The organism is Streptomyces sp. NPDC003036, assembly GCF_040611175.1.
Classification (GTDB): domain Bacteria; phylum Actinomycetota; class Actinomycetes; order Streptomycetales; family Streptomycetaceae; genus Streptomyces.
On the sequence record NZ_JBEXNO010000008.1, the window covers coordinates 47471 to 60589 of the forward strand.

Genomic DNA, 13119 nt, shown 5'->3' on the forward strand with positions numbered 1-13119 from the left:
GATTACGCAGGTCTAAGACTGCCATGCCGATGGCTTGCCGCCCGCATCGGCATCGGAGTGACGAGCGCCTCGACCGTGCGCCGCGCGCTCGGCCCCACCAGGAACACCCACTCCTCGGGGGCCCCGGCCAGCCATCCCGCGACCAGCGCCGCGAAGCCGGGCACCTCGCGGGCGAGCTCGACGAGGTGCCGGTCGAAGCGGGTCGCGCCCTCGGGGGTACGCACCATGAGGGCGCCCGCGCGCCGCACCAGCTCCCGGACGCGGGCCTCCGGCCACCGCTCGGCGCCCAGGGCGGCCGCCCGCAGCAGCGCCTCCGGCTCGCCCGGCAGGCCCGGCCCGTGCGGCTCGCGGGCCAGCAGGTCGAGGGCCGTCTCGTGGAGGGCGTGGTCGCCGGGGCGGGCGAGCAGCGCGAGGGCGGCGTACCGCAGCAGCTCGCGGTCGTGGGCGGCGATGGCGTGCGCGGCGACGAGCCGGCCGTACGTGGCGGCGGCCGCGCGGCGGGCGGGGCGTACGTCGTCGTGGGCCCAGCGGTCGACGGCGCGGCACAGCGCGGACGGCTCGTCCTCGGCGAGGGCGGCGAGCAGTTCGTGGGCGCGCGGGTGGGCGGTGGTGACGAGCGCCTCGCACAGGTCGTCGAGGGCCGGGCCCCGGTGCGCGTACAGCAGCGCCTGCGCGGCCCCGGCGATGGTGGTCCGCACCGGCCGCGTCCGGGAGCCGGGCTCGGCGGGCAGCGGCCGCTCGTCGGCGAACCAGCGGCACAGCAGCGGCTGTACGCCCCGGGGGTCGGTGACCAGGCGCGCGGCGGCGGCGTCGAGGAACCGCGGGCTCCCGCTCGCCACCAGCCGCCGCAAGAGGTCGAGGCGCTCGTCCTCGCCGACCGCGAGCCGCGACCAGAAGTCGGGCCCGAAGGCGGCGGGCGCGACGTCGGGGGCATCGGCGATCCGGTCCGCCAGCTCCCGCAGCACGCCCGCGTACGCCCGCGCGTCCGGAAGCGCCAGCAGCGCCCGCGCGGCCAGCTCTGCGGTACGGCCGTCGTCCGCGGGCGCCCGCAGGGCCGCGTCGAGGTCAAGGTGCGCGGCCCGGAGCCAGTCGCCGAGCTCCTCGTGGCCGAAGCGGTAGCCGGAGCCGGCCGGGACGAGGAGGCCCTCGGCGAGGACCGCGGAGGCCCAGCCGCCCTTCCAGGGGAACAGCTCCTCGAACGCCGCCCGGTCCAGCTCCGGGCCCGGGCAGCGCCGCGCCGCCTCGTGGACCCGGCCCGCCACCCGCGCCGCGAGCCGCCGCACCGCGGTGCCGCGCGCCGGCGGCCGGGAGGCGTCCGCGACCCGGACCGCGACGCGCAGGCACACCAGATCGAGGTACGCCGCGAAGATGTCGCCCCGCCGGGCCCGCACCACCGCGCCCCCGCCCATCGCCTCCCGCACCTCGGCGAGCAGCCGCAGCGCCAGCGGATGCCGGGCGTCGGCGTCCGCGAGGGCGTCGGCGGGCAGCCCGTACCGGGCGCGCGCCCACCGCGCCTCCCGCTCCGTCAGGTCGCCGAGGCGCACGCACCGCACCGCGGCCGCCGGGTACGGCGCACACGTCCGCTCCCACTGCTCGGGGCGGCGGGCGACCGCCAGCCGGGCGCCGTGCGCGCGCAGCCAGGCCGCCGTGCCCTCGCCCCAGGCCGGTGGCGGCTCCTCGGGGGTGTCCAGGAGGACGAGCAGGGGGCGGCCCGCCGCGCGGGCGAGAGCCGCCACCCGCTCGGGCGTGGCGGCGGCGGACTCGTCCCACAGGCCCGGCCGCCCGCTCGCGGCGACGGTCCGGCCGGCGCGCCGCAGCGCCCGCGCGAGCCCGTCGGCCACCGAGGTGTCGTCCGGCCGCAGGTCGGCGCCGCGCACCCACACGCTGGGGGCGGGCTCGGCGCCCCGCGCGCGGCGCGTGGCCAGGGCCGCGAGTTCGGTGGTGCGCCCGCTGCCGGGCTCGCCGACCAGCCCCAGCAGCAGCTCGTCCGGCGACGCCGCGAACAGCTCGTACCCCCGCGCCGCCTCGGCCCGCTCGACCGGCTCCGGCCAGGCGCTCCCGCCGGAGTCCGGGTCCCCGGAGGCGGCGGCCAGCTCCAGCACGCCCGCCAGGTTGAGGTCCCTCCCGTACGCCGGGACGGTCGCGGCGCTGCGCCGCAGCAGGGCGGCGAGCGGCCCTCCGGGGTCGCGCGCGGCCATCGCCGCCAGGGGTACGGCGAAACCGGCAGCCCGCCGCTCGGCGTGCAGCGCGGTGGCCAGGACGCCCAGCACGGCCCCGGTCGCGGCGTCGACGACGGGGCCGCCCGCGGCCTCGCCGCCCCGCCGCAGCGCCTCGCTGCCCTCGGTGCCGACGGCGAGCTCCAGCACATCGCCGAGCGGATGGAACCGGTCGGTGGCGGTGTAGGTCACGTCGGCCGGTCCGAGGACCCGTGCCTGGCGCCAGCCGCCCGCGGCGATCCGTACGTAGGTGCCCGGCTCGACGCCGGGGCGGTCCGCCAGCGGCAGGGGGCGCGCGCCGAGCCCGGTGCCGCGTACGAGGGCGAGCGCGGCGCCCGGCAGCGGCGTGATGGCGTCGGCCTCGGCGACGCACGTCCGGCCGCCGGGCCCGAGCAGCACGACCCGCCTCAGGCCGTCGACGGCCTCATGGCTGGTCACGACCGTTCCCAGGTCGTCCGCGACGAAGCCGGTACCGCGCGCCCGGCCTCCCGCGTCACAGATGTGTACGAGCGTCGCACCGTCCCCGCGTTCCATGGCTCGACGGTAGGTCGGCGATGATCACCGCGAGAAGGACCCGTACGGAAAGCGCCCCCCAGCGCTCCCCGTGTTCGCTCCGAGCGCCTCGCCAACCGGGTGAACTCCGCGGGGCGAGGGTGTCAGGCGAAGACCGCGAGGCTCTTGGCCTTGCCGCCCTTCTCCTCCACGAGCGCGAGGAACCGGCCACCCGGCCCGAACACCGCCACCGGAGCCCTGTCGAACGCCGGCATGTCGATCCGTACGCCGTTGAGCAGCAGCTTCGCCCGCCGCTCGTCCACGTCCCAGCGCGCGAACGCCGCGGCCGCCGCCTCGGCGATCGGCATCACGGTCAGCTCCTCCTGGAGCTGGTCGAGCGTGCGCGCCGCGTCCAGCTTGTACGGGCCCACGCGGGTGCGCCGCAGCGCCGTGAGGTGGCCGCCGACGCCGAGGCCGGCGCCCAGGTCGCGGGCGAGGGCGCGGATGTACGTACCGGAGGAGCAGACGACCGAGACGACGAGGTCCACGACGGGCGTCCCGTCCTCCGCCACCGCCTCGCGCATGTCGTACACCTGGAAGGAGGAGACCGTCACCGGCCGGGCCGGGATGTCGAACTCCTCGCCACCGCGCACGCGGGCGTACGACCGCTTGCCGTCGATCTTGATGGCGCTGACCTTGGACGGCACCTGCATGATGTCGCCGGTCAGCTTGGCCACCTCGGCGTCGACGGCCTCGCGGACGACGGCGGACGCGTCGGTGGACGAGGTGATCTCACCCTCGGCGTCGTCGGTGATGGTGTTCTGCCCGAGGCGGATGGTGCCCAGGTACTCCTTCTCGGTCAGCGCGAGGTGACCGAGGAGCTTGGTGGCCTTCTGGACGCCGAGGACGAGGACCCCGGTGGCCATCGGGTCGAGCGTCCCCGCGTGTCCGACGCGCCGGGTCTTGGCGATCCCGCGCATCTTGGCGACGACGTCGTGCGAAGTGAAGCCGGACGGCTTGTCGACGATGACAAGGCCGTCCGGCGTCGTGGTGTGCTGGCTCATTCGGTGGCGGCGTCCTCGTCCTCGTCGTCGCCCGGCTTGCGGTAGGGGTCCGCCTCGCCCGCGTACGCGGCGCCCGAGGCCGCCTCGCGCACCTTGGCGTCCGAGGCGCGGGCCACCTCCAGCAGGTCCTCGATGGTCTTGGCGGTCTCGGGCAGGGCGTCCGCCACGAAGGTCAGCGTCGGGGTGAACTTGGTGCCCGCCGCCGCTCCGACGGCGGACCGCAGGACGCCCTTGGCGCTCTCCAGGCCCGCGGCGGCGGCCTTGCGCTCCTCTTCGTCGCCGTACACGGTGTAGAAGACGGTCGCCTCCCGCAGGTCCCCCGTGACCCGGGTGTCGGTGATGGTCACATGCGAACCGAGCCGCGGGTCCTTGACCCCGCGCTGGAGCTTCTGCGCCACCACCTCCCGGATCAGGTCCGCCAGCTTCTTCGCCCGCGCGTTGTCGGCCACTGGTCCGTCTCCTCTTTCTTGCGCTGTGCGGTGTCGTCCCGCACGTCTGGCGCCCTTTGCACGATCAGTCTTCGTCGGTGTGCAGCCGCCGCCGTACGGACAGCAGCTCCACCTCGGGCCGGGCGGCGACCATGCGCTCGCACCGGTCCAGTACCTCCGTGAGATGCCCGACGTCTCCGGAGACCATCGCGAGACCGATCTCGGCCCTGCGGTGGAGGTTCTGGCCCCCGGTCTCGGCCGCGCTCACCGCGTACTTGCGCTGGAGCTCGGCGACGATCGGGCGGACGACGGAGCGCTTCTCCTTCAACGACCGTACGTCGCCGAGGAGCAGGTCGAAGGACAGAGTCCCCACATACATGTATGTCCGGATGTCCCGCCGGTTCGGGTTCGATGGCCCTGCCGATCAGTTGCCACTTGGCAGGGACACAAGAACCGTACACGGAACGGCCGGGGCCGATCGACGGATATTCCTCCGCCGACCGGCCCCGGCTTACCGCTCCTGTGATCAGGCGCGCGGCTTCTCGCGCATCTCGTACGTCGCGATGACGTCGTCGACCTTGATGTCGTTGAAGTTTCCGAGGTTGATACCACCCTCGAAGCCTTCGCGGATCTCGGTGACGTCGTCCTTGAAGCGACGCAGACCCTCGATGTTGAGGTTCTCCGCGATGACCTTGCCGTCGCGGATGAGGCGCGCCTTGGTGTTGCGCTTGACCTCGCCGGAGCGGATGAGCACACCCGCGATGTTGCCCAGCTTGGACGAGCGGAAGACCTCGCGGATCTCCGCCGTACCGAGCTCGACCTCTTCGTACTCCGGCTTGAGCATGCCCTTGAGGGCCGCCTCGATCTCCTCGATGGCCTGGTAGATCACCGAGTAGTACCGGACGTCGACGCCCTCGCGCTCCGCCATCTGCGCGGCACGGCCGGCCGCGCGGACGTTGAAGCCGATGACGATGGCGTCGGAGCCCATGGCCAGGTCGATGTCCGACTCCGTGACCGCACCGACACCGCGGTGCAGGACGCGGATGTCGACCTCTTCGCCGACGTCCAGCTGGAGCAGGGACGACTCGAGCGCCTCGACCGAACCGGAAGCGTCACCCTTGATGATGAGGTTGAGCTCCTGGATCTGACCGGCCTTGAGCACCTTGTCGAGGTCCTCGAGGGACACCCGGCGGGTGCGCTTGGCGAAGGCGGCGTTGCGCTCACGCGCAGCACGCTTCTCGGCGATCTGGCGGGCCGTGCGGTCCTCGTCGACGACGAGGAAGTTGTCGCCGGCGCCCGGGACGTTGGTGAGACCCAGGACCAGGACGGGGGTCGACGGACCCGCTTCCTCGACGTTGTTGCCCTTGTCGTCGAGCATCGCCCGGACGCGGCCGTACGCGTCGCCGACCACCATCGTGTCGCCGACCCGCAGGGTGCCGCGCTGCACCAGGACGGTCGCGACGGCGCCGCGGCCGCGGTCGAGGTGCGACTCGATCGCGATGCCCTGCGCGTCCTGCTCCGGGTTGGCCCGCAGGTCGAGCGAGGCGTCGGCCGTGAGGATCACGGCCTCCAGCAGCGAGTCGATGTGCAGACCCTGCTTGGCGGAGATGTCGACGAACATGGTGTCGCCGCCGTACTCCTCGGCCACCAGGCCGTACTCGGTCAGCTGACCGCGCACCTTGACCGGGTCCGCGCCCTCGACGTCGATCTTGTTGACCGCGACCACGATCGGCACGTCGGCCGCCTTGGCGTGGTTCAGCGCCTCGATCGTCTGGGGCATCACACCGTCGTTCGCCGCCACCACGAGGATCGCGATGTCGGTGGACTTGGCACCACGGGCACGCATGGCGGTGAACGCCTCGTGACCCGGGGTGTCGATGAAGGTGATCTTGCGCTCTTCGTCGTTGACCTGGGTCGCGACCTGGTACGCACCGATGTGCTGGGTGATACCGCCGGCCTCGCCCGCGACGACGTTCGTCTTGCGGATCGCGTCCAGCAGTCGCGTCTTACCGTGGTCGACGTGACCCATGACGGTCACGACCGGCGGACGCGGCGCGAGGTACTCCTCGCCACCCTCGTCCTCGCCCCACTCGAGGTCGAAGGACTCGAGCAGCTCGCGGTCCTCCTCCTCCGGGGAGACGATCTGAACCGTGTAGTTCATCTCGTCGCCGAGGAGCTGCAGCGTCTCGTCGGAGACGGACTGCGTGGCGGTGACCATCTCGCCGAGGTTCATCATGACCGCGACGAGCGACGCCGGGTTGGCGTTGATCTTCTCCGCGAAGTCGGTGAGGGACGCACCGCGCGACAGGCGAACGGTCTCGCCGTTGCCGCGAGGCAGCATCACGCCGCCGACCGACGGGGCCTGCATGGCCTCGTACTCCTGGCGCCTCTGCCGCTTCGACTTGCGACCGCGACGCGCGGGGCCGCCGGGACGGCCGAAGGCGCCCTGCGTGCCACCACGGCCACCGGGGCCGCCGGGACGGCCGGCGAAGCCGGGACGGCCACCGCCGCCACCGAAGCCGCCGCCACCCGGACCGCCGGGACGACCGCCGCCGCCACCGCCACCGGGACGGCCGGCGAAGCCGCCGCCGCCACCACCGGGACCGGCGGGACGACCGGCGAAGCCGGGACGACCGCCGCCGCCACCCGGACGGGCACCGCCGCCGGCGGGGCCGCGACCGGCGCCACCGGGGCCCGGACGCGGGCCGGCAGCCGGACGCTGCGGCATCATGCCCGGGTTCGGGCGGTTACCGGCAGGGCCGCCACCCGGACGCGGGGCCTGGGGCCGCGGCATGGAGCCGGGCGTGGGACGCGGACCACCGGGACCGGCCTGCGGACGGGGACCGCCCTGACCGGCGCCCTGCGGACGCGGACCACCGGCGCCGGGCGCACCGGCACCCGGACGCGGGGCACCACCGGGACGGGGCGCCTGCGGGCGCGCCATGCCGGTCGAGCCACCGGAGGTGAAGGGGTTGTTGCCCGGACGCGGACCCGCGGGACGGGCACCGCCCGGACGCGGGGCCTGGCGCTCGCCACCGGGGCGCGGGGCGCCGGGACGGGCACCGCCCTGACCGGAGCCCTGGCCGGGCCGTGCGGCCGGACGGGGACCGGGGGTGGCGCCACCGGGGCGCTGACCGGCGGCCGGCGCGCCTCCGGCGGCCGGGGCCGCCGGAGGCGCGGTGAACTCCGGGTTGGACGGAGCCGGGGACGCGGGCGCCGGCTTGGGCGCCGCGGGGGCCGGCTTCGGACCCGGGGTGGGACGCGGGCCGGCGGCCGGCGTCGAGGGCTTCTCGGCCGCCGCGGGCTTCGGCGCGGGGGCGCCGGGCTTCGGGGCAGCGGGACGATCCCCCACAGCCTTGGCGGCGTGGGAGGTGCCCCCAGCCTGCGCCGGGGAGGGCGCGGGGGCGGCGGGGGTGCCTTCGGCGCGGCTCGGCGCGGCGGGGGAAGGCTTGGCAGGCGCGGCCTTGCGGGGCGCGCCGGGCTTGGCTGCGGACTTGCCGGCGTTGCCGCCGGGCCCCTGCAGCGCGTCAGTCAACTTGCGTACAACCGGCGCTTCGATGGTCGAAGACGCCGAACGGACGAATTCACCGAGTTCCTGGAGCTTGGCCATGACGACCTTGCTCTCTACACCGAACTCCTTGGCGAGTTCGTATACCCGGACCTTAGCCACTTCGCTCCTTTTAGGTCCGGGTTACCGCCGGACCGTCGCTACTTCATGGGCGTACTCATCGCGTACTCATCGAGTGCTCATCGCAATCTCGACCTACTTCCAGACTCGCGAGGTACCTGACCGCACGGTTTTCCGTGCCGTACTTCTTTCTTACGGTTCCGGCTGCTCGACGTACTGGCGGACATCCGCCGTTTCGAGCGGTCCCTGGACCTTGAAGGCCCGGGGGAACGCCCTTCGGCGGACCGCCAGGTCGAGACAGACCGAGGCGGGATGCACGTATGCACCCCGGCCGGGCAGCGTACCGCGTGGATCGGGGGCGCAGGCGCCGTCGATCACCACGATGCGCAGCAGTTCGCGCTTGGCCGCCCGCTCCCGGCATCCCACGCAGGTTCGCTCAGGGCATGCGCGGGCATGCGTCCGGCCAGACACGCTTAAGTCTACCTCCCCGCACCGACCTCACCCCTTTGGGGCAAAAATCGAACGGTTGTTGTCGTGAACTCGCTGTGGCACAACGTGACCACGGCGGGATCTATTCCCCGGAACGCTCAGCCCTGCTCGGAGGGCTGCTCCGTGTCGGGGCGGATGTCGATGCGCCAGCCGGTGAGGCGGGCGGCCAGACGGGCGTTCTGCCCCTCCTTGCCGATCGCCAGGGACAGCTGGTAGTCGGGCACGGTCACCCGGGCGGAGCGAGCCGCCATGTCCACGACCTCGACCTTGGAGACCCGTGCGGGCGAGAGCGCGTTCGCCACCATCTCGGCCGGGTCGTCCGACCAGTCGACGATGTCGATCTTCTCGCCGAGCAGCTCGGCCATGACGTTGCGCACCCGGCTGCCCATCGGGCCGATGCAGGCGCCCTTGGCATTGAGCCCCGAGCGGGTGGACCGCACGGCGATCTTCGTACGGTGACCGGCCTCACGGGCGATCGCGGCGATCTCGACGGAACCGTCGGCGATCTCCGGGACCTCCAGGGCGAAGAGCTTCTTCACCAGATTGGGGTGCGTCCGCGAAAGGGTGACGGACGGGCCGCGCACGCCCTTGGCGACGCGGACGACGTACGTACGCAGGCGCAGGCCGTGCGTGTACTCCTCGCCCGGCACCTGCTCCTGCACCGGAAGGATGGCTTCCAGCTTGTCGTCCAGCTTCACCAGGACGTTCTTGGGGTCCTTGCCCTGCTGCACCATGCCGGCCACGATGTCGCCCTCGCGGCGGGCGTACTCGCCGAACGTCACGTCGTTCTCGGCGTCGCGCAGGCGCTGCTGGATGACCTGGCGGGCGGTGCTCGCCGCGATGCGGCCGAAGTCCGACGGGGTGTCGTCGAACTCCTTGGGCTCCTGCCCCTCCTCCAGGTCGGCCGGGTCCTCCTTCGCCCACACCGTCACGTGACCGGTCTGCCGGTCGAGCACGACACGGGCGTGGCGGCGGGCTCCCTCGGTGCGGTGGTAGGCGATGAGGAGGGCCGACTCGATGGCTTCGACCAGCAGGTCGAAGGGAATCTCCTTCTCCTGTGCCAAGCCCCTCAGGAGCTTCACGTCGATGTCCACGGCTACGCCTCCTCTTCCTTCTTGTCCTTGCGGTTGAACTCGATCTCCACGCGCGCCTTCGCGATGTCCGGGAACTCCACGCGGCGGGTGGTGGGCTTGCGCCCCTTCACGCCCGGCACCTCGAGATCGAGGCCGTCGTCGTCCACGGAGAGGATGCGGGCCACCAGGTCGCCGCCCTCGTGCAGCTGGAGCCGGGCCAGGCGGCCGGTGGCGCGTACGTAGTGGCGGTGCTCGGTCAGCGGGCGGTCGGCGCCCGGCGAGCTCACTTCGAGGACGTACTCCTCGTCGCCCATCGCGTCCGTCTCGTCGAGCTTGTCGGAGATGGCGCGGCTCACCTCGGCACAGGCGTCGAGCTCCACGCCCTCGTCCGAGTCCACGACGATCCGGAGCATCCGGCGGCGGCCGGCCCGTGACACCTCGATCTCTTCCAGATCCAGACCCTGGGCGCTGACGAGCGGTTCCAGCAGCCCGCGCAGCCTTTCGCTCTGGGTGGTGCTCATCCGGGTGACTCCTCGGCCGCGTGTGCTGTTGTGGGATCGTCGCGTGTCAGAGCAAAGGGTATCCGGTCGCGGGGGGTGTTGCCGTCCACCTCGCGGGACCCGCGGGTACGCTCGCCTGCGATGATCTTCGCCGGCGGGCCGATGTGGCCGATGGGAGAGACGCGTGGGGCGCAGGGGTACGACACGCAGGCGTGCGCTCATCGCGACGGGCGCGGTCGCCACGGCGGGGCTGTGGGCGGCCGGCTGCTCGGCCGGTGACGGCGGCTCCGCGCGTTCGGCGTCGGCGGCCGACCGCGCGGCGCGCGAGGCGGCGCGGCTGCGCGGCCGCTCCACCGCCGTCAGCGCCGCGCTGCTCGGGCGGTACGACGCGGTCCTCGCCGCGCACCCCTCGCTCGGCACGCGGCTGTTCCCGCTGCGCGCCCAGGTCGCCGCGCACACGGCGGCGCTCGCGGAGGACGGCACGCGCCGGGCCGCGTCCCCGACCCCGACGCCGGGCACCGAGGCCGCGGCCCCGCCCGCGGCGGGGACGAGCCCCTCGCCCTCGCGGGAGCCGGTGCCGAAGGACCCGGCCGCCGCGCTGGCCCACTTGGCCGCGGCCGCCCGCCGCACCTCGGACGCGCACACCGCCGCGCTGGCGGCCGCCCCGCCGGAGTACGCGCGGCTGCTGGCGTCCGTCGCAGCGGCGGCCGCCGCGCACGCGTACCTTCTGACCGCCGACGCGTAGAGCGCCGACGCCACGAGAGGAGAGCCGATCATGAGCGCCCTGGACGCCGTCCAGGCGGCACTCGCCGCCGAGCACGCGGCGGTGTACGGGTACGGGGTCGTCGGCGCCCGGGTCGGCGAGGAGCGCCGGGCCGAGGCGACCGCCGCGTACGCCGCGCACCGCGCGCGGCGGGACTCACTGGCGCGTACCGCGCGCGATCTGGGCGCGAAGCCCGCCGCCGCGGCCGCGGGGTACGCCCTGCCGTTCGCGGTGCCGGACGCGGCCGCGGCCGTACGGCTCGCCGCCGAGCTGGAGGACCGGATGGCGGGCGTCTACGCGGACCTGGTCCGGGCGGCCGAGGGCCCGCTGCGGCGCGAGGCGGCGGGCGCCCTGCGGGAGGCGGCGGTGCGGGCGGTGCGGTGGCGCGGCAGCGGCGTAGCCTTTCCCGGTCTCGCCGAACGCCGGTGAGCAGCTGAGCTGAGCTGTAGCGGAGGGTAGAGGGTGCCTGAGGAACGAAGGCGGCATCTGCCCGCAGCGGTAGCGAAGCGGAACGCGACCAAACAGACGGTGAGTCGGGCCTCGGAGGGGAACAACGCACGCATGGCTTTCGAACCGCCGCAGCGACTGGTGCGGGCGCTCGGCGAGATGTACGGGGACGCGGCCGCGCGGGACTGGCTGGACCAGGTCCCGCGGGTTGTGGCCGACGCGCTGGACCGGCGGGGTCTGGAGGCCGAGCGGGTCGTCGTCCCGGGCGGGCGCAGCGGCGTCGTCGTCCTCGTACGGCGGCAGCCGTCCGGGGAGCCGGCCGCGCTCAAGGTCGCGCCGCCGTTCGCCGCGCCGGAGCTGGAGCGGGCCGCGCTCGCGCACTGGAACGGCTGGGGTGCGGTACGGCTCCTCGACGCCGAGGGGCCCGGGCTGCTGCTGGAGCGGCTGCACACGGAGGTCTCGCTGCGTTCGCTGCCGGAGGCCAAGGCGCTGCTGGAGGCGGCGGGCACGGTCCGGCGGCTGTGGGTGGAGCCCCCCGCCGGGCACGGCTTCGAGTCGGTGGCCGAGCGGACGGCGCGGCAGGCGGAGGCCATGCGGGCGGGCAAGGACGCGGAGGCCGCCGCGCTCGTGACGGCCGCGCTCGACGCCCGTGAGGAGCTGGTGGCGGCCCCGCCCGAGGAGCTGCTGCTGCACGGGGCGTTCCGGCAGGGCAAGGTGCTGGGCGGGGAGCGGGCGCCGTGGCTGGCCGTGGGGCCGGACCCGGTGGTGGGCGAGCGGGCGTACGACCTGGCGCGGCTGGTGCGGGACCGGGTGGAGGACCTGGTGGCGACGGCCTCGGGCGCCTCGGTGGCGCGCCGCCGGGTGAGCAGGCTGGCCGACTCGCTGGACGTGGACCGTGAGCGGCTGCGCGGCTGGACGCTCTTCCGGGCCGTGGAGTCGGGTACCCGGGCGCTGGCGGCGGGGCGGCGGCAGGACGGCGAGCTGCTGATGGAGTTCGCGGGCTGGCTGTAGGACCGTACGGGCGGCCCCACCTCCCCCAAACGGCCCCAAAGGTGCGATATTGGGCATAACGCACCCGTAAGGGGGTTGTCATGGTCGAGGAACTGGTGGCGGCGGCCGCGGCGACGGGGTCGGCGGGCGCGGTGTACCTGGCGGCCGCGGCGAGGGTCATCAAGCAGTACGAGAGAGGCGTCGTGCTGCGGTTCGGGCGGCTTCGCAGCGGCGTCCGGGCGCCCGGATTCACCATGATCGTCCCGTTCGTCGACCGCCTGAACAAGGTCAACATGCAGATCGTGACCCTGCCGGTGCCCGCCCAGGAGGGCATCACCCGGGACAACGTCACGGTCCGCGTGGACGCGGTCGTGTACTTCAAGGTCGTGGACCCGGCGGCGGCGATCATCCGCGTCGAGGACTACCGCTTCGCGGTCTCGCAGATCGCGCAGACATCGCTGCGGTCGATCATCGGCAAGAGCGATCTCGACGATCTGCTGTCCAACCGCGAGAAGCTCAACCAGGGCCTGGAGCTGATGATCGACAATCCGGCCGTGGAGTGGGGCGTCACGATCGACCGCGTCGAGATCAAGGACGTCTCGCTGCCGGAGACGATGAAGCGCTCGATGGCCCGCCAGGCCGAGGCCGACCGCGAGCGGCGCGCCCGCGTGATCAACGCGGACGCCGAGCTGCAGGCGTCGAAGAAGCTCGCGGAGGCGGCGGGCGTGATGTCGAAGACGCCCTCCGCGCTCCAGCTGCGGCTGCTGCAGACGATCGTGGCGGTGGCCGCCGAGAAGAACTCCACGCTGGTGCTGCCCTTCCCCGTCGAGCTGCTGCGCTTCCTGGAGCGGGCCGCGCAGCCAGAGCCGGCCCAGGGGCTCCACCTCCACGAACCGCACACGCACGAGCCGCTGCCGCCGGAGGCGTACGACCACGAGCAGAAACGCGAACCGGCGCCGGCCTCCCCGCACGTGCACGACGTGCGGGAGGACGACACCGGTACGGCGGGCTGTATGTGAGGCCGGGCGC

Annotated in this window: 12 protein-coding genes; 4 read left to right on the forward strand and 8 right to left on the reverse strand. The window is 74.1% G+C overall.

Translation table 11 applies throughout. The features are described from left to right. Positions 1 to 2: 2 nt before the first annotated feature. From ABZX67_RS08100 to rimP, 8 genes are all read right to left on the reverse strand, one after another. Positions 3 to 2750: a serine protease gene (locus tag ABZX67_RS08100; RefSeq protein ID WP_355356101.1), complete on the reverse strand. Its 2748-nt coding sequence runs from the start codon at positions 2748 to 2750 to the stop codon at positions 3 to 5. Between the two features lie 122 nt (positions 2751 to 2872). Next, positions 2873 to 3772: a tRNA pseudouridine(55) synthase TruB gene (gene truB / locus ABZX67_RS08105; RefSeq protein ID WP_355356103.1), complete on the reverse strand. Its 900-nt coding sequence runs from the start codon at positions 3770 to 3772 to the stop codon at positions 2873 to 2875. Beyond that, positions 3769 to 4221, reverse strand: coding sequence for a 30S ribosome-binding factor RbfA (gene rbfA / locus ABZX67_RS08110; RefSeq protein ID WP_355356105.1), 453 nt, complete (start codon positions 4219 to 4221; stop codon positions 3769 to 3771). The genes truB and rbfA overlap by 4 nt, the downstream gene beginning before the upstream one ends. 64 nt (positions 4222 to 4285) lie before the next feature. Then, positions 4286 to 4579 carry a DUF503 domain-containing protein gene (locus tag ABZX67_RS08115; RefSeq protein WP_355356107.1) on the reverse strand — a complete coding sequence of 98 codons (294 nt, stop codon included), beginning with the start codon at positions 4577 to 4579 and terminating at the stop codon, positions 4286 to 4288. A gap of 147 nt (positions 4580 to 4726) precedes the next feature. Beyond that, positions 4727 to 7870, reverse strand: coding sequence for a translation initiation factor IF-2 (infB, locus tag ABZX67_RS08120; protein WP_355356109.1), 3144 nt, complete (start codon positions 7868 to 7870; stop codon positions 4727 to 4729). A 150-nt stretch (positions 7871 to 8020) separates the two neighbouring features. After that, on the reverse strand, positions 8021 to 8299 hold the full coding sequence (locus ABZX67_RS08125; protein WP_355356111.1) for a YlxR family protein: 279 nt from the start codon (positions 8297 to 8299) through the stop codon (positions 8021 to 8023). 116 nt (positions 8300 to 8415) lie between these two features. After that, a complete protein-coding gene (nusA, locus tag ABZX67_RS08130) occupies positions 8416 to 9411 on the reverse strand; it encodes a transcription termination factor NusA (RefSeq protein ID WP_355356113.1) in 996 nt (331 codons plus the stop codon). 2 nt (positions 9412 to 9413) lie between these two features. Beyond that, the gene (rimP, locus tag ABZX67_RS08135) at positions 9414 to 9911 is read right to left on the reverse strand and encodes a ribosome maturation factor RimP (protein WP_355356115.1); all 498 of its coding nucleotides are present in this window, start codon (positions 9909 to 9911) and stop codon (positions 9414 to 9416) included. A 163-nt stretch (positions 9912 to 10074) separates the two neighbouring features. On the opposite strand from rimP, the gene ABZX67_RS08140 reads away from it, so the two are divergent. From ABZX67_RS08140 to ABZX67_RS08155, 4 genes are all read left to right on the forward strand, one after another. Next, on the forward strand, positions 10075 to 10635 hold the full coding sequence (locus ABZX67_RS08140) for a hypothetical protein (RefSeq protein WP_355356117.1): 561 nt from the start codon (positions 10075 to 10077) through the stop codon (positions 10633 to 10635). Between the two features lie 30 nt (positions 10636 to 10665). Then, a complete protein-coding gene (locus tag ABZX67_RS08145; RefSeq protein ID WP_355356119.1) occupies positions 10666 to 11082 on the forward strand; it encodes a DUF4439 domain-containing protein in 417 nt (138 codons plus the stop codon). Positions 11083 to 11214: 132 nt separating this feature from the next. Continuing rightward, complete coding sequence (locus ABZX67_RS08150) at positions 11215 to 12111, forward strand: aminoglycoside phosphotransferase family protein (RefSeq protein WP_355356121.1); 897 nt, start codon at positions 11215 to 11217, stop codon at positions 12109 to 12111. 80 nt (positions 12112 to 12191) lie between these two features. Further along, positions 12192 to 13109, forward strand: a complete 918-nt coding sequence (locus tag ABZX67_RS08155; protein WP_355356123.1) for a slipin family protein — start codon at positions 12192 to 12194, stop codon at positions 13107 to 13109. Positions 13110 to 13119 lie beyond the last annotated feature (10 nt).

Bases quoted from the DNA above. Each gene is read 5' to 3' on its own strand.
- ABZX67_RS08100 (WP_355356101.1), bottom strand. From the start codon at position 2,750: ATGGAACGCGGGGACGGTGCGACGCTCGTACACATCTGTGACGCGGGA.
- truB (WP_355356103.1), bottom strand. From the start codon at position 3,772: ATGAGCCAGCACACCACGACGCCGGACGGCCTTGTCATCGTCGACAAG.
- ABZX67_RS08115 (WP_355356107.1), bottom strand. From the start codon at position 4,579: ATGTATGTGGGGACTCTGTCCTTCGACCTGCTCCTCGGCGACGTACGG.
- rimP (WP_355356115.1), bottom strand. From the start codon at position 9,911: ATGAGCACCACCCAGAGCGAAAGGCTGCGCGGGCTGCTGGAACCGCTC.
- ABZX67_RS08145 (WP_355356119.1), top strand. From the start codon at position 10,666: ATGAGCGCCCTGGACGCCGTCCAGGCGGCACTCGCCGCCGAGCACGCG.
- ABZX67_RS08150 (WP_355356121.1), top strand. From the start codon at position 11,215: ATGGCTTTCGAACCGCCGCAGCGACTGGTGCGGGCGCTCGGCGAGATG.
- ABZX67_RS08155 (WP_355356123.1), top strand. From the start codon at position 12,192: ATGGTCGAGGAACTGGTGGCGGCGGCCGCGGCGACGGGGTCGGCGGGC.